This window comes from Streptococcus hongkongensis (assembly GCF_053206145.1).
In genome coordinates this window covers 206,922-222,506 of sequence record NZ_JBRUGD010000002.1, presented here as the reverse complement: position 1 = coordinate 222,506, position 15,585 = coordinate 206,922, and the positions used below count along the sequence as shown (strand labels likewise).

14 protein-coding genes and 3 pseudogenes are annotated in these 15,585 nt (G+C 31.6%); 14 read left to right on the top strand and 3 right to left on the bottom strand.

What is annotated here, in order from left to right:
• The first annotated feature begins 433 nt into the window (after nt 1-433).
• The 3 genes from ACVRZD_RS02285 (at nt 434) to ACVRZD_RS02275 (ending at nt 4,425) form a co-directional block, all read left to right on the top strand.
• The gene (locus tag ACVRZD_RS02285; protein ID WP_037625167.1) at nt 434-2,014 is read left to right on the top strand and encodes an ATP-binding cassette domain-containing protein; all 1,581 of its coding nucleotides are present in this window, start codon (nt 434-436) and stop codon (nt 2,012-2,014) included.
• Between the two features lie 142 nt (nt 2,015-2,156).
• Nucleotides 2,157-3,281 carry a ThiF family adenylyltransferase gene (locus tag ACVRZD_RS02280; protein ID WP_037625164.1) on the top strand — a complete coding sequence of 375 codons (1,125 nt, stop codon included), beginning with the start codon at nt 2,157-2,159 and terminating at the stop codon, nt 3,279-3,281.
• Entirely contained in the window at nt 3,274-4,425 is a 1,152-nt protein-coding gene (locus ACVRZD_RS02275) for a M16 family metallopeptidase (RefSeq protein ID WP_052128114.1), read from the top strand. The genes ACVRZD_RS02280 and ACVRZD_RS02275 overlap by 8 nt, the downstream gene beginning before the upstream one ends.
• On the opposite strand, the gene ACVRZD_RS02270 is transcribed toward ACVRZD_RS02275, so the two are convergent.
• Both ACVRZD_RS02270 and ACVRZD_RS02265 read right to left on the bottom strand, forming a co-directional pair.
• Entirely contained in the window at nt 4,409-5,251 is an 843-nt protein-coding gene (locus ACVRZD_RS02270; RefSeq protein WP_447450222.1) for a helix-turn-helix domain-containing protein, read from the bottom strand. The two genes, ACVRZD_RS02275 and ACVRZD_RS02270, sit on opposite strands and share 17 nt — an antisense overlap.
• A gap of 115 nt (nt 5,252-5,366) precedes the next feature.
• Nucleotides 5,367-6,727, bottom strand: a pseudogene (locus tag ACVRZD_RS02265) (MFS transporter).
• A gap of 319 nt (nt 6,728-7,046) precedes the next feature.
• Here ACVRZD_RS02265 and ACVRZD_RS02260 point away from each other — a divergent pair.
• The 9 genes and pseudogenes from ACVRZD_RS02260 to ACVRZD_RS02220 all read left to right on the top strand — a co-directional run bounded on the left by ACVRZD_RS02260 (nt 7,047) and on the right by ACVRZD_RS02220 (nt 14,031).
• Complete coding sequence (locus ACVRZD_RS02260; protein WP_037625162.1) at nt 7,047-8,099, top strand: PhoH family protein; 1,053 nt, start codon at nt 7,047-7,049, stop codon at nt 8,097-8,099.
• Between the two features lie 61 nt (nt 8,100-8,160).
• The gene (locus tag ACVRZD_RS02255; RefSeq protein ID WP_037625160.1) at nt 8,161-8,739 is read left to right on the top strand and encodes a uracil-DNA glycosylase family protein; all 579 of its coding nucleotides are present in this window, start codon (nt 8,161-8,163) and stop codon (nt 8,737-8,739) included.
• A gap of 169 nt (nt 8,740-8,908) precedes the next feature.
• Nucleotides 8,909-9,406, top strand: a complete 498-nt coding sequence (ybeY, locus tag ACVRZD_RS02250; RefSeq protein WP_037625158.1) for an rRNA maturation RNase YbeY — start codon at nt 8,909-8,911, stop codon at nt 9,404-9,406.
• The gene (locus ACVRZD_RS02245; RefSeq protein ID WP_037625156.1) at nt 9,387-9,794 is read left to right on the top strand and encodes a diacylglycerol kinase family protein; all 408 of its coding nucleotides are present in this window, start codon (nt 9,387-9,389) and stop codon (nt 9,792-9,794) included. The genes ybeY and ACVRZD_RS02245 overlap by 20 nt, the downstream gene beginning before the upstream one ends.
• 13 nt (nt 9,795-9,807) lie before the next feature.
• Nucleotides 9,808-10,707 (top strand): GTPase Era, encoded by a 900-nt coding sequence (gene era / locus ACVRZD_RS02240; protein WP_037625154.1) that lies wholly within the window; start codon nt 9,808-9,810, stop codon nt 10,705-10,707.
• Nucleotides 10,708-10,931: 224 nt separating this feature from the next.
• A pseudogene (locus tag ACVRZD_RS02235) lies at nt 10,932-11,407 on the top strand (NUDIX hydrolase).
• Between the two features lie 155 nt (nt 11,408-11,562).
• On the top strand, nt 11,563-11,952 hold the full coding sequence (locus tag ACVRZD_RS02230) for a hypothetical protein (protein ID WP_037625152.1): 390 nt from the start codon (nt 11,563-11,565) through the stop codon (nt 11,950-11,952).
• 52 nt (nt 11,953-12,004) lie between these two features.
• A complete protein-coding gene (locus tag ACVRZD_RS02225; protein ID WP_037625150.1) occupies nt 12,005-12,796 on the top strand; it encodes a hypothetical protein in 792 nt (263 codons plus the stop codon).
• Nucleotides 12,797-13,398: 602 nt separating this feature from the next.
• Nucleotides 13,399-14,031 carry an ABC transporter ATP-binding protein gene (locus tag ACVRZD_RS02220; protein ID WP_037625145.1) on the top strand — a complete coding sequence of 211 codons (633 nt, stop codon included), beginning with the start codon at nt 13,399-13,401 and terminating at the stop codon, nt 14,029-14,031.
• A 91-nt stretch (nt 14,032-14,122) separates the two neighbouring features.
• Here the strand turns inward: ACVRZD_RS02220 and ACVRZD_RS02215 are convergent.
• A pseudogene (locus ACVRZD_RS02215) lies at nt 14,123-14,559 on the bottom strand (transposase); the annotation flags it as partial.
• 77 nt (nt 14,560-14,636) lie between these two features.
• Here ACVRZD_RS02215 and ACVRZD_RS02210 point away from each other — a divergent pair.
• Together ACVRZD_RS02210 and ACVRZD_RS02205 are read left to right on the top strand one after the other, a co-directional pair.
• Nucleotides 14,637-14,807: a bacteriocin gene (locus ACVRZD_RS02210; protein WP_155274934.1), complete on the top strand. Its 171-nt coding sequence runs from the start codon at nt 14,637-14,639 to the stop codon at nt 14,805-14,807.
• 37 nt (nt 14,808-14,844) lie between these two features.
• Nucleotides 14,845-15,054 carry a hypothetical protein gene (locus tag ACVRZD_RS02205; RefSeq protein ID WP_037625144.1) on the top strand — a complete coding sequence of 70 codons (210 nt, stop codon included), beginning with the start codon at nt 14,845-14,847 and terminating at the stop codon, nt 15,052-15,054.
• The last annotated feature ends 531 nt before the right edge of the window (nt 15,055-15,585 follow it).

The following is a 15,585-nucleotide window of genomic DNA, read 5'->3' as shown; positions in this document are numbered from 1 at the left end:
AGACTATAAAAACCGACTTGATTGCGATTGTAATTAGGATTTTCTTTGTGAAACATAGGGAGCACCTCACAAGTATTCTTATCAATTCTATTATACTCCCAAGAAGAGAAAAACGTTGACTTATTATTACGAATGAGATATTTTTCCCAGTGGCATAAGTGGCTAAGTCCAATTTAGAAAAGCCACGACGGAATTTTTTAGACAGGGGCTAAAAGATTAGTAATGGAATTCCGAAGAATCAAAAGGTCCAGTGGACGTTTTGATCTGCTCTCCTTGAAACCAGAAAGAGAGCATACCAAGTCCGAGCCACTTTAGAAAAATATCAAAAAGTGAAGACATGGACTTTGTCTTCACTCTGGACATCCCAAATTTGGGATGTTTTTTTGTTTGTCAAAAAAATAAGATATGCTTAATTGACATGAAAGGAGATATCATGCAAAAAACATTAAAATTCGTGAACTTAAATTTTATTTTTATTGCAATAGAAAGTCTGATTACAGCAATATTTATGGCACTATTTTCAATTCAGTTGGGTAAAATCATTGATAATATTAGTGACAATAATTTTAACTTATCTAAAGAAACAGTGATTTGTTTTTTATTCTTAAGCATTTGGGGAATCAATCAGCTGTTATTAGATTATTGTACTGAAAAATTTATTCAAAAAAAGATGATTTCTATAAAAAACTTTTTGACTTACCAATTTCTTCAAAAAGAGTTATCGAATAATAATATAAGGGGAGAAAAAAAGTATCTTAATAATGTAACAAAAAATATGGATATATTGTCTGAAAATTACTTCACATCTATTTGTAGTATAGTGAGTCATAGTTTTTCGGTATGCGTGAGTATAGTGGCGATAATATCAATTGAATGGAAGTTAGCCTTTTGCTTTTTCATTATATCTTTAATGACTATAATGATTTGTCAAATGCCAGGCTATTTAGTAGTGAAAAAGACAACTATTTATTCTCAAGCTAACGAGAAGTTTTTAAATTATTCAAAAAATTTTGCCACTGGATTTGAACAAATAAAGCTATTAAATATTGAAAATTTCATCTTAAAAAAAATAAAACAAATAAATAGCGAGTTTGAACAAACAAGATTTTCATATAATTTTTCAAAAGACTTTGTGAGCACTTTTACCATGTATGTCAGTTTTTTTTCTCAACTAATATGTATGGCTGTAGGAGTTTATTTTGTAAAAAACGGCATGTTAACTATTGGATTACTTATTTCATGTATTCAATTGTTAAATGGAATTTTTTCGCCTTTGCAACAAATTATGTATTTTAGAAATCTAATTTCCTCAGTAAAAGATATAAAAAATGAAATTAACTTATCTGATTTAACAATACAAGATGTAATCTCTGAGAAGCAGAAGAAACGTATAAATCAAATATGTTTAGAAAATATTTGTTTGAAAATATATGACAAAGATATATTAAAAAACTTCACTTATTCATTTGAAACAGGAAATTCATATGCTATTATCGGTTCTTCTGGTACTGGAAAATCAAGTTTGGCTAAACTAATCCTAGGTTATTATAATTCTGATGAATACAATGGTGAAATTGTATTTAATACTGAGGATGGGGAACAATTGTCAGCGAAACAAGTTTATCATTCAATTGCTTATATTTGTAGTAATCAATTCTATATTGATGGAAGTATTGAAGAAAACATAATATTAAAAAATATAAATAAGAAAGATAAGTTACAAAATTTGGCAAATGAAATCAAGCTTACTGACAAGTTACTGGCAAAACAAATAAAAGATACAGATAATTCCTTATCACAAGGTGAGAGGCAAAAAGTCGAATTATTAAGATTTTTAATTCATGATTATCCAGTTTATATTTTCGACGAGCCAACGAGTCATCTTGATCCTGAAAATACTAAGTTAGTTATTAACTATATTAATTCAATAAAAGATGCCATTAAAATTGTAATTACTCACGATCAAAGTCAAGAAAATTTGAGTCATTTTGACCATATCATTAGATTTCCATAATTGAAAGGAGGTGAGTCAGATGGAACAGACTATTATTTTAGACATGGAAGAAATCCGTGATGAAAGAGTTGTAAATTGGAACTTCATCTAATTTACTTTATTTGCAAGATACTTTGTATCTTGCTTTTTTATGGAGGTGAAAATGAAAAATGAAATAACATACCCAATTTGGAATAGGGATCGAATATATTATGATTGGGAAGAAGATAATTTAAGAATTGGATCAGATGATGTTGATGTAACTGAAATAAAAGGGAATAGACTTTTTTGGCAAGACCTTATTTCATTATGCGATGGTTCAAGAAATGTAAAACAAATTTTTTCAGAAATCAATTCAAAGCATCATATCTCAAATGAACAATTAGAAAATTTTCTTGTGAAGTTCAATGAAAAAAATTTCATTGAACTTTTATCTAGTCCGAAGCAACACAATGACTTTAATCAATTTTTTGATTCCTCAATGTTATATTATTCAAGTGAAGGATTGGGAGGAAATGATTTATTATCTCAATTACAAAAAATGAAAATTACTATTTTTGGGTGTGGTGGGGGAGGGTCGCATATTGCTTTACAATTAGCAAACTTAGGTGTAGGAAGTATTCATTTGGTGGATTCAGATGTTGTCGAACTAAAAAATATTAATAGACAAACAATGTTTTCTATAAGTGATATTGGTTTAAAAAAGGTTGAAGTAACGAAAAAGAAAATAAATAATAATAACAAATATTGCAACATAACGACAACTTCTAAAATGATGATGACTATCAATGATATCGAAAAACAATTACAGGATGCTGATTGGGTGTTTTGTTGTATGGACTTTCCACCTTATATAGCTCAAAGACTTGTAAATAAAGTCTGTTTTGAAATGGAAGTCCCTAGTATTTATGCTTTCAGTCAACGAAGTGCAGGGAAGGTTTTAATTGTAAACCCCAAAGATAATAACTCAGCTTGCTTAGATTGTTTATTATGTAAACATGATAGCGAGCACTTTCAAATTTTAGTGAATAAATTTTTAACAACTAATCAAGAACTTGGAACAGCCACAGTTCTCTCTAATATTTATTTACTTACTTCTTGGATTGTAAAAAAATGGTTAAATCAATTAATAAAAAGTGACTCATCAAATTTGAATACATTATTTCGATTTGATTTTGACAGTTTTGCTGAAGAGAAATTTGATACTTTTAATAAATCTGAATTGTGTCCGACTTGTCAAAAGAGTTTGAATAAAAGTAAGTTATGGGAGGTATTATCGATTGAATAATCAAAATGTATCATTTATTTCTAAAAGTAATTGTAAATATGCTTATTTTTCGATAATGTTTTACAGTGGTACAATTATTGAACGAAAAAACCAACTTGGAATAACTCATTTATTAGAACATTACCTCTTATCATCAGGAGAAGTAAGTCTAAATTGTATGTTTGAGGAAATTGGATTTTTAGTGACAGGTTCAACTTCCAGAGAATATTTGAATTTTTCAGCTTATTGTTCTAAGGAAGATTTTGTAGATATGTTTTTAAAATTTCAGAATAGAATCTTTTTCCCAAATTGGAATGAAAAGTATTTGATGTTAGAGAAAAAAGTAGTGATGAAGGAGCTAGTAACAAAAAATAATCTTCAAACTAAGATATTTGAAGATTATTTTTGGGGGAGTGATATTATTGGAAAACCTGAAACGATTAACTCAATTACTCTTGATGAATTAATTGAATTTCATAAGGAAGTTATAAAAAATGGATATTTTCATATTAATATTATGGGAGATAGAGAATTAGAAAGAATTTTTAATTCTCAACAGTTTTCAATTTTAGACATAAAAAACAAAAAACAAGTAATTTGTAATAGGCCTGAATTCTCTACAGGTAATAAAATAAAACTAACTAATCTAAATCAATATAATCAAATTATTATTTCTTATGAACTTAGTCATATCGAATATACAGCAGAAAACTTTTTATCTTTAGCTTTTATTACCGCATTACTTACTGGTTTAAAGGATTCGAAGCTGAATAGTGAACTTCGAGAAAAAAATGGAATAGTATATCAGGTAATTTCCTATCCAATTATTTATGAATCTATTTTACTTTATCAAATCAAAAGTACGGTTGAAAGAGAAAATGTCACTTCTTATTTAGATATTGTATTTAACTTACTAAAAACAATTGAATTTTCCGATGATTATTTTAATATTTGTAAACGAAGAATAGGGATAGAGATAGACAGTCAAATTAACAATTTTGGCCTCGAGCTAATAAAGTTACATAATAAAAATTCTCTATTTAATTTTCCAAGTTTAAATGAACTAAAAGAGTGTCTAAATGATTATTCAAACGAAGATTTACATGATTTTATTTCGAAGGATCTGTTTTTAGAAAACAAGAAATCTATTATCTCTGATTCTTAATTTGTTTATATTTTATGTATGTGAAATCATCTAGAGTTTTCATTATATTAAGAGCAGTTTTCATCATAGAATGCCCTTTAGTTTGATCGGATTGAAAAATAAGTTTTCCTTTTAAAAATAATAATAAGGTTTTTCCATGATAATCTTCAACAAATAATATTTTCTTTTCTAACTCATTCATTAATGATTTTGCTAGTATTAATTTATTTAAATCTATAGATTTTAGCACACATTCTACAATCAGTAATATTAATGCTTGTCTATTTTTTTCAATAGGGATGTGTTCATCGAAATGATTTAGTATTTCTTTTAGATAAGTTATGATAATTCCCAAATCTAGGATGTTAAAACAATTATATAGAAGTATAATTTCAAAATAACCAAATCTTTCAACTGAAAATAAATAGTTATTTAGAAATAGAATGTCTTCTTTCTCAATGTTAATACCATTACAAAATTGATTTTCTTGAGCTTTAATCATTATAACATTTAATCTATTGAAAGTTGAGGGAAATTTTTTGTTCCTTTCATCTAGCTTGTTTTTTAAAGATTTTATTTCAAAACAATTTGGTTTCCTTGTATTTGTTTTTATTTCGAAAATTAAATCATCAAAAAACGAGGGAGATTGTTTGTTACAAATAATCAAAAATTCTTCAAAAGATAGTCCAATTGCTTCTAAAAGGTAGAACATCTTTTGAAATGAAATTTCAGATTCACCTAGTTCAAATCTTGAAATTTGTGATTTAGAAATTTCTTCACTCGCAAGTGAGTTTAAAGAAATAGATTTTTGAAGACGGAGTTCTCGAAAAGTTTTACCAAATTTCATTATTCACCTTATTTGTTTTTTTAATACATTATACTATAATAAGCAACAAATTAAAATAATTTTGAAAACACGCCATTAATTTCAAGATTAAATCTAAAAGAAAAAAGTATTATACTTATAGTAACAATAATACTTTTAGTATTTCTTGTTCTTTAACGAGCTCCTCTTCATGTTTTGCAAGTAGGAAGTAGCCTACTGCTGAGAAGGCAGAGAGAGCAACTACGACGACGTATGACCAGAACCAACCTAAAATAGGCATTAACCAGTTTGCTCCCATATTACCAATTAAATATGCTGTTACCCCAACAAAACCAATGACAGTACCAGCAACATTAAGAGGTACAAAGTTAATTGTTAAAATATTGACAATTAATTGAGGTCCATAAATGAGTGAGCCTAAAATTCCGGAGACTACTAATAATAAAATGTAATTAGGTGCGCCACTGACTGTCATAGATTCATAAATGAAACAACACCGGCCATAATAAAGAATCTAATTGTACCAATTTTTGCCATTTTGTTTGGGTATTTAACAGCAAGCCTAACAAAAATCAATGATCCTGGAATGGCTACCCATTCTAAGATAGAGATGGCAAGATGAATTTTTGCTTAAGGTAAATTGGCAACTTCAGTAAGGTAGATTGGCCTCTAATCTTCAATACCAAAACGCACAAAATATAAGGCAACATTGACTACAGCAACCAATAGTAGTGAAGGATTACAAAAAACATATTTCCAAATTAACTGCCAATAAGATAATGAGGATTTTTCTTCCTCGGAGGCAACGTTTGACTCACCAGCCTCACCATACATTGTACGTAGAGAATCTAATCCTTCTGATTCAGAATTAGATTCTCCGAATTTCCAACAGATTGCTGCAAAAAGAAGTATAAAAATTCCTGGAATAAGAAAAGCTAATAGGATATTGCCTGAACTTGGAACAACTAGACCTGTACTTGTAAAAAATGCTATTGTCAATGGGAGTAGAGCAGATCCAGTATTTTGTGGAATATTCTATCCTGCAATTGCCCCACCTCTTGTTTTGTTAGGGAAATAATTAGCTATCATTGCTTGTGGAGCTGGAGCAAGTGCACCTTGAACGGATACCACAAAGAAATAATAAAATGCCTAACGTTATCATAGATGTGTGAAAAAAACCAATTAATATACAAATTAATGCAGCACTTGTAGCTAAACTGGTAGCAAATAGTTTTTCGTAAACTAACACGGTCGCAGAGTGCCCCCATATAGAATTTTGCTAATCCGTATGAGACAGTTAAGCAAGATAATAGTGTAGCAATCTGTGCTTTATCCCAACTATTAGTTACCATAATAGTATTTGACATGAGTTTGAAATTGTTACGTACTAAGTAGGCACAAACATATCCAAAAAATGCAATTAAAGAAGACAACTTTCTGTCGTTTTAAAAAATGAGCAAATTTTTCATTCTGTTCTTGTTCGTAGTTCCTAATCATAAGTGTTCTCCCAAAAAATAATAAAAACGTTTTATTTTTTTTATTTAATTGTCATAACAATTAAAAACTTTAACAAATAATTAAAAAATGTCAACGCGTTCACTGCTTATTTTCATTAGTCTGTATTATTAGTAACTATTTTTACATCATTGATTTCGTAAAATAGCATACGTTAGTTAGGCAATAATCATTTAGAAAGTTCAGAGTGAAAATAAAGAGTTTTCAATTTGATATTATTCAATTGGAATAGCCCTTTTTGCGCCTAAATGCGTTATTTTTGTTATAATAAGACTAACTTATGAAGAAAAGGAAGACCAATTTGCAAGATTATTCTACCGAAATTACTTTAAACCATCCAGATGATTTATTAGCGCTTTTTGGCACGAATGAGCGCCATCTAAAACTAATTGAAAATCATTTAGGGGTGATTCTTCATGCCAGAACTGAACGTGTTCAAATTGTTGGTGATGATCAAGAGAGTATTGAAATTGCTAAACTAACAATTCAAGCCCTTCTTGTCCTTGTTGGTCGTGGTATGATTGTTAATACTTCTGATGCGGTGACAGCTTTATCCATGGCAGAAAATGGGACAATTGATAAGTTTGTTGCACTTTATGAAGAAGAAATTATTAAAGATAGCTATGGCAAGCCTATCCGTGTTAAAACTTTGGGTCAAAAAGTTTATGTTGATAGTGTCAAAAAGCATGATGTTGTTTTTGGAATTGGTCCAGCTGGAACAGGAAAAACCTTCTTGGCAGTAACATTGGCAGTAACAGCACTAAAGCGTGGACAGGTAAAACGAATTATCTTAACAAGGCCTGCAGTTGAAGCAGGTGAAAGTTTGGGCTTTTTACCTGGAGATTTGAAAGAAAAAGTTGATCCTTATCTCAGACCAGTCTATGATGCCCTTTATCAAATTCTGGGTAAAGAACAAACGACACGGTTGATGGAAAGAGAAACGATTGAAATTGCTCCTTTAGCTTATATGCGAGGACGAACGTTAGATGATGCTTTTGTCATTCTAGATGAAGCACAAAATACAACGATTATGCAAATGAAAATGTTCTTAACGCGTCTTGGATTTAACTCTAAAATGATTGTTAATGGCGATATTAGTCAGATTGATTTACCTCGTAATGTCAAATCAGGTTTGATTGATGCTAGTAACAAATTAGGACAGATTAAAGCCATTGATTTTATTCATTTCACAGCTAAAGATGTCGTTCGTCATCCAGTTGTAGCTGACATTATCAAAGCATATGAGACTGATCGCGCCAGCGATTCACCAAAAGAAGAAGATAAAATAGAGAAAAAGTCTGGCCTTACCACTTATGAGGTAATAGGACAAGAAGCCTCGGATAAAGAAGAATAGTAAAGGTCGGCCCAGAAAAACTGCGATGTTTTTAAGCCGATCTTTTTAGATAGGAGTGCAAATGGATAAGATTTTTAATGAAATAATGGCTGATAATCAGAACAAGATCTATACTGACCAAGGCATTAAGCCACTCTATGCAGCACCAGAGACTGCCAAAATTATCATTGTTGGTCAAGCCCCTGGTATCATTGCCCAAGAGACAAAACTATATTGGAATGACCGTAGTGGGATTCGCCTTCGTGAGTGGTTGGACGTTGATAATGACACCTTTTATAACTCTGGCCTCTTTGGAATTATCCCGATGGACTTCTATTACCCCGGAAAAGGCAAGTCGGGTGATCTTCCTCCGCGCAATGGCTTTGCTGATAAGTGGCATGAAAGGATCCTAAAAATGATGCCTCATGTAGAGATGCTTATTTTAGTTGGCCAGTACGCTCAAAAACATTACTTGGGGAAGGATTGCAAGAAAACACTGACAGAAACAGTAAAGTCCTATGAGGAATACCTGCCAACCTATTTTCCACTGGTCCATCCCTCACCTCGTAACCAAATTTGGATGAAGAAGAACCCTTGGTTTCAAGATCAGGTTATTCCGACTTTACAAAAACGAGTGGCTGACATTCTAAAAAAACAGTAACATTAGTCCTTGAAATCGTTTTAATTAGCGGAACTGGTTGAGAAGACACAAAAAACTAGGCTTATATGATATAATAATATAATTAGTAGAATCAAAAGCTATTGAAAGGGTAAGGATTTATCGGCTCCAATGTGCTATTTGGGGATTTGAAATCCTTGATATCAAAGATATGTATATTGAGATGATTGATGAAACTGGCCAAGTTTCTCAAGAGATTATGAAGCAAACAAAAGATTTGCTTGACTTTGCAGCAACTAAAACTGGAAAAGACCAAAAAGAAATGTCCGTTACATTTGTGACAAACCAACGTAGTCATGAATTGAATTTAGAATACCGAAATACGGATCGCCCAACGGATGTCATTTCATTGGAATACAAACCTGAGACACCAATTCTTTTTGATCAAAATGATATGGATGCTGATCCGGAATTAGCTGAAATGATGGCTGAATTTGATGCCTATATAGGCGAGTTGTTTATTTCAATAGATAAAGCGAAAGAACAAGCTGAAGAATATGGACATTCATTTGAAAGAGAAATGGGTTTTTTGGCTGTTCATGGCTTCTTACATATTAATGGGTATGACCACTACACACCTGAAGAAGAAAAAGAAATGTTCACGTTACAGGAAGAGATATTGACTGCTTATGGCCTCACACGACAATAATTCCCAGAGAAAATGGAAAAACAGAACAGTTACCTCCAGTCTGGAATTTGCCTTTACAGGTATATTAACAGCGCTGAGTGAAGAAAGAAATTTGAAGAGTCACCTTGTGTCAGCTTTTTTAGCAATTCTTGCAGGACTCGTATTCAATATTTCAGTAGTGGAGTGGTTATTTTTAATCTTATCTGTTTTTCTCGTTATTGCGTTTGAAATTGTAAACTCAGCAATTGAAAACGTTGTTGACTTGGCAAGTGACTACCACTTTTACATGCTAGCAAAAAAAGCAAAAGACATGGCAGCAGGTGCTGTATTAGTCATATCAATTTATGCTGTTATTACTGGCTTAATTATATTTCTTCCAAAAATCTGGCTTATTATTTTTGGAAATTAGACAAAGGAGAAACATGGCTTTTAAATCAGGCTTTGTGGCGATTTTAGGTCGTCCAAATGTTGGTAAATCAACATTTTTAAATTACGTAATGGGGCAAAAGATTGCCATTATGAGTGATAAAGCTCAAACAACCCGTAACAAGATTATGGGGATTTATACAACAGAAACGGAACAAATCGTCTTTATCGACACCCCGGGTATTCACAAACCTAAGACAGCTTTAGGTGATTTCATGGTTGAATCAGCATACAGTACCCTTCGCGAAGTAGAAACTGTTATTTTCATGGTCCCAGCCGACGAAAAGCGTGGTAAAGGCGATGACATGATTATTGAAAGACTGAAAGCTGCGAAAATTCCAGTCATTTTGGTAATTAATAAGATTGATAAGGTTCATCCTGACCAACTTTTAGAGCAAATTGATGATTTTAGAAATCAGATGGAATTCAAAGAAGTTGTGCCAATCTCAGCTTTACAAGGAAACAATGTCAACCCATTAATGGAAATTCTTAAGGACAATTTGGAAGAAGGCTTCCAATATTTCCCAGAAGATCAAATTACAGACCATCCAGAACGTTTCTTGGTATCAGAGATGATTCGTGAAAAAGTGTTGCACTTAACACAGCAAGAAATTCCTCACTCAGTTGCAGTCGTGATAGAATCAATGAAACGTGATGAGGATACCGACAAAGTTCATATCCGTGCAACAATCATGGTTGAACGTGATAGTCAAAAAGGAATCATCATTGGTAAACAAGGCGCAATGCTGAAAAAAATTGGCAAAATGGCAAGACGTGATATCGAAATCATGCTAGGTGACAAAGTTTACCTAGAAACATGGGTTAAAGTCAAAAAGAATTGGCGTGACAAAAAACTAGACCTAGCCGACTTTGGCTACAACCAGAAAGAGTATTAAAAAGGTCCGGGGGACCTTTTTAACCCGAGCCCGAAAACCATAGAGCGAGGAAAGGTCCGGGGGACCTTTTTAACCCGAGCCTTGAAACCGTAGAGCGAGGAAAGGAGCGGGGGATGTTTTTAACCTGAGCCCAAGCCTGAAATTTCCCCCACCCCAAACCGAAAATTCAAAATAAAATGAAAAACTGAGTAACTACTCGGTTTTTCTGCATTAAGGAGTCAAAAATGTCAAAAGATTACATTTCATATATTCGTTCTAAAGTCGGTCATGATAAGATTATCTTAAATTTTGCCGGTGGTATAATGATGGATAGTAAAGGTCGTGTTCTCTTACAATTACGAGCAGATAAGGAAACATGGGCTATACCGGGGGGAGAGTTTAACTTAGCGAAAGTACATTAGACACTTGTCTTCGTGAGTTTTATGAGGAAACAGGGGTTTAGGTTAAAGTAAAACGCTTCCTCAATCTCTATAGTAACTTTAACGAATCTTATCCAAATGGTGATCAGGTGCAAACCATAGTTGCCATGTATGAAGTTGAAGCAATCAATGACTTTACCATTGAAAACTTTCATAATGAGGAAACTTAGCGTCATCAATTCTTTTCAGAAGAGGAAATTCAAGCCCTTTGGTCACTTTCTAAAAAGCATCGCTTGATGCTAAATGAATTTTTTACTAACAGCTTTGCTATTGGACACTAAAGAAGAACTGGAAACAGTTCTTTTTTTAGTGACATTTGTGACATTCTCAAAATCAAGATAAGATGCTAAAATAAGTGACACGAACTTGAAACTTGCTGCCCCAATTTACGAATAAATAGATAGGGAATAACAAAATATGAGAAATGAGGTTTATCATGAAAAAAAATCATATTAGTCTTTTTGTTTTAATAATTAGTCTATTTACAACATCAGTTAGTGTCTTTGCAGGTGCTCGGCAGATTGGGCAACTATCAAATTTCCGAATTACGCCATCATTTACTGCGACTGGCTATTTGCAAAAAATGAACGATAGTTATTATGTTGTCAATTTGGATGCTAAAAATCCACAAATTAAGGTCAAGCATTATTTAGCAAATTCCAATGGCGCTAGAAGAAGTGATATTGATGTGACATGGACAGGTCAGAGGGGAGTTTATACCAATGATGCCAAACGAAATTATATCTACAATTTAAATCTAGCCAGAGAGAATTTTTGGGATAAAGGATTCTTTATAGATGGTAGTTGGTCACCAGATTCAAAATAAAAATGTTTTGAAATAACTGTTATTTGTTATTCCCGTTGTTAAAGGAGATGGAATGATTTCGATAAAACTTATACCCTACAAGAAATGGTATGTCATAATGACATTGATTTTTCTGATTTTGATTTATAATCAGGCTATTTTACATGTTTTGTTTTTTGATTCTCATGCAAGTGATTTGGATCACTTAAGAGGGGAATTAATCAAATTGAAGTATCTAAAAGGATTACTGTCATTGAACAATAGTATTTTCGAATTTAACTTTTTTCAAGCATTTTTGCTCCCCCTTTTGACTGTGATTTTAGGATATATGTATTATTATCTAAAAAATAGGTATTGTCGTTATTATCTGGGTAGGACAGATGCCTATTTTAAATGTATTAAAATGCTAAAGCTACGACTTACTGTCGTCAATTTAGTTACTTTTTTTACTTTATTGTTAATTATCATTATTACAGCAATTCTAGTAGATAGATTTGATTATAATGGTTTGAAATTCTACTTTAATCAAAATTCAGTTGTTAGCTATTTTTCAAAAAGTGCCTGGCATTATCTGCTTTATTATTTTTTTGTTAAAACTTTTGCTATTTTAACGGAAACAGTTTTGTTTTTTTATCTGATAGATTATTTTAATCAGTTCACAAAGTCAGCTTTAGTTTATATCTTGTATCTTTGGGGTAGTGCGCCAATTCTCTACAGTTTCTTGCCCTTTTATTTAGTGCCTATCTCTCATATTATGATTACTTCGTATGGGGATATTACTTTATGGCAGCTTATTGCGTCCTATTTGCCATGTTTTATTGTTGTTAGTATTTTACAATTGAAAAATAAAAATGAGATTATATAAAATTATTTACTACTCATCTAAGCTAATACTGTCCTGGACAATTTGTTTTCTTTTATTGACGCATTATAATGAAGCTATTACATCGGACCCAAAAGTACTAGTTACAAATCAGTTAATTAATCCCTTTTTTTCCACTACTGGACAACAACTTAGTTTTATGAAACTTATCATGATTCTCGGTTTTTCATTTATGAGCTTTTTAGCAACTTATACAATGATGGCTGAAATGTCTTCTAATATCAAGGTTATGATTAAGAGTCATTGTAAGAACACATTCATTTATCAGGTTTCGATGTATAGATTAATTAATGGTCAGTTTGCTAAAGAATTTTTAGGTCAAGTATTTTTTGTCGTTTGTTTCTTGATTGTCAATTATCGACAGTCAGTTGGAATGATGGACATCTTATTATTTTTACTGGCATGGTTTTTTGTTGATTCAATTTGTTATTTTTTTATCACTTATTATTGTTCTAATAGTGTATTAACAATTATGCTTATCAGCTTTGAAATTATGTTTAGGAATTTTTTCATAAATCATATGATTTATATTTTATTTTGTTGTTGCTTATATCTTTGTTTCATTGGTGATTGGAGGTCAAAACTTGTTAGAAATAAAAAACGGAGTCTTGTCAAAAAGTAAGAGAATACTATTGAGCCAAATTAGTTTAACCTTTTTAAATCATCAGATTTATGGTCTGGTAGGTATTAATGGCTCAGGGAAAACCATGCTATTGTGTACTTTAGCTGGTTTTTGTAGGTTGAGTAAAGGTCAAGTTTTTCAAAATGGAAAAATAATTGGAACAGGTAATGAAACAATTTCAAATGCTGGATTAGTACTTGGAGAACAAGAATTTATTTCTTTTCTAACCTTAGAAGAAAACTTAAAACTGATAAAAAATATCTGTCGTCATAAAAAGAAAATTGATTTAAATTATTGGATTAATTTGTATCAGCTTGCAGAATTTAAAGATACATTGTACAAACATTTATCCTTGGGAACAAAGAAAAAAATGGTATTGATTCAAGCCTTCATGGATTATCCTGACATATTACTCTTAGACGAACCAATGAATGCCTTAGATGAAAAAAGTGTCGATACTACCAAAAAATTGATATTGGAACATAAACAAAAAGGACTCGTGATTATAACATCGCATTATAAAAGTGACATTGAGGATTTATGCGACACTATTTTTCATGTAAAAGAAGGGGAGATAGTATCAGAAAAGTATTGAGTTAATGTAGAAGTTGTAAAAATAAAGGAAGGAAAAATATAAAATGAAAAGGCAACAGTTTTCTGTACAAATTTTATAAAGTGCTTTTTAGTTAGGTAATCAATCGCATTGCCATTGGAGTCTGGTAATTGAGACTGCCAGGGATACGATGATAGTCCACAAATGGACGTAATCTCTTGTTTTGACGCTTAGTTCTTCAAGAGAGTAGAAAACTTCTTGATGACTAAACTCAACCTTGAATGATCGATAGGTGCTCTCTGATACCGCATTATCATAAGGACATCCTACATGACTTAGTGATCGTGTAACGCCAAAAGCATCAAGTAAGTCATCAATCAATGCATTATCGAATTTCTTTCCCCTATCTGAATGGAATGGTTTGAATAGCTTGTTTCACTAAGCTAGCTGTCTTGTACCAACCAATGAGAGTCCGATGATTTCACGGTTATAGAGATCGATGATGAAGCATATATAAGCCCAGCGCTTTCCTACACGAACATCGGTTAAATCTGTCACGAGAGTCTCTAACAGCTGGTGCTCATTAATGTGGTATATTTTTCTTGCATCCGGATGCAAGAAAAATATTTTATAAGGAGGTTTTAATAATGACTAGAATTAAAGAATTTGAAGTTTTAAATGAAAATCATTTGAACACTATTTTTGGTGGAACTGGTGAATTAGAGGCTGTTGGAATCATAACTGGTATTGCTTGGGGGATTTATTCGTTTGGGGAAGCTGCAGGGAAAAGCGTATATTATTTAACACATCCAAAATAATAAAAGATACCTATTTAATAAAATTGAAAGGAAAAGCATGCAAAATATTCAAACTATAAAAAATGGAAAATATCAAGAGATTAATAATCTATATTTAAGTGAAATATCAGGTGGGAACGGACCAACATTAGTAGCAGGTGCATGTTTAATTGGGATGGCTGCTGCTGGTCCCATTGGTTGTGCAGGGACATCACTTTTTGCTTGGGGGTATTATAATGGGTATGAAGGGGCAAAAAGAGGGAAATGATCAAAAGTATGATGCTTTTAGACAATGTATAATAGGAAGTTTCATTATGACATTATTTGGTATTTGCTTAATGATTCTAAATTTTTATATATTTCATAAAGCGATTTGGAATTCAACTACGCATAAATTACTATTAGGTGGATTGTTCCAATTATTTCTATTAAATCTAATAAAGAAAACTGACAGAAATCATTAGTCAAATCTTTTATTGTTATTGATTTCAGTACTAATAGGTTTATTTGTCCTGAAACTATTATGATTATTTTAGTGAAATCGATATGACTAATTTTAAATGATTGTAAATAGCAAAAATCATTGTAAGCTTAGAAAATCATTGAGATAGCTAATTTTAAAGGGAATGGAAAATCCCCATGACTTTTAACCGCAATGAAATAATAAATGAGGCATATAATGTAAACTTAAGTCCCTCAATAAAAAACAAGAGCGGTATATCCTTGTTAATTTTAAAGAAAACTTATCAGAAGGTAAATCTTTATGAAAAATTATTTTAGAACTAGCAGATAAGTTAAG

What these genes read in the sequence shown, in the direction of transcription:
- ACVRZD_RS02285 (WP_037625167.1), top strand. Translation starts at nt 434, where the DNA reads ATGCAAAAAACATTAAAATTCGTGAACTTAAATTTTATTTTTATTGCA.
- ACVRZD_RS02280 (WP_037625164.1), top strand. Translation starts at nt 2,157, where the DNA reads ATGAAAAATGAAATAACATACCCAATTTGGAATAGGGATCGAATATAT.
- ACVRZD_RS02270 (WP_447450222.1), bottom strand. Translation starts at nt 5,251, where the DNA reads ATGAAATTTGGTAAAACTTTTCGAGAACTCCGTCTTCAAAAATCTATT.
- ACVRZD_RS02255 (WP_037625160.1), top strand. Translation starts at nt 8,161, where the DNA reads ATGGATAAGATTTTTAATGAAATAATGGCTGATAATCAGAACAAGATC.
- ybeY (WP_037625158.1), top strand. Translation starts at nt 8,909, where the DNA reads ATGTATATTGAGATGATTGATGAAACTGGCCAAGTTTCTCAAGAGATT.
- ACVRZD_RS02245 (WP_037625156.1), top strand. Translation starts at nt 9,387, where the DNA reads ATGGCCTCACACGACAATAATTCCCAGAGAAAATGGAAAAACAGAACA.
- era (WP_037625154.1), top strand. Translation starts at nt 9,808, where the DNA reads ATGGCTTTTAAATCAGGCTTTGTGGCGATTTTAGGTCGTCCAAATGTT.
- ACVRZD_RS02230 (WP_037625152.1), top strand. Translation starts at nt 11,563, where the DNA reads ATGAAAAAAAATCATATTAGTCTTTTTGTTTTAATAATTAGTCTATTT.
- ACVRZD_RS02225 (WP_037625150.1), top strand. Translation starts at nt 12,005, where the DNA reads ATGATTTCGATAAAACTTATACCCTACAAGAAATGGTATGTCATAATG.
- ACVRZD_RS02210 (WP_155274934.1), top strand. Translation starts at nt 14,637, where the DNA reads ATGACTAGAATTAAAGAATTTGAAGTTTTAAATGAAAATCATTTGAAC.
- ACVRZD_RS02205 (WP_037625144.1), top strand. Translation starts at nt 14,845, where the DNA reads ATGCAAAATATTCAAACTATAAAAAATGGAAAATATCAAGAGATTAAT.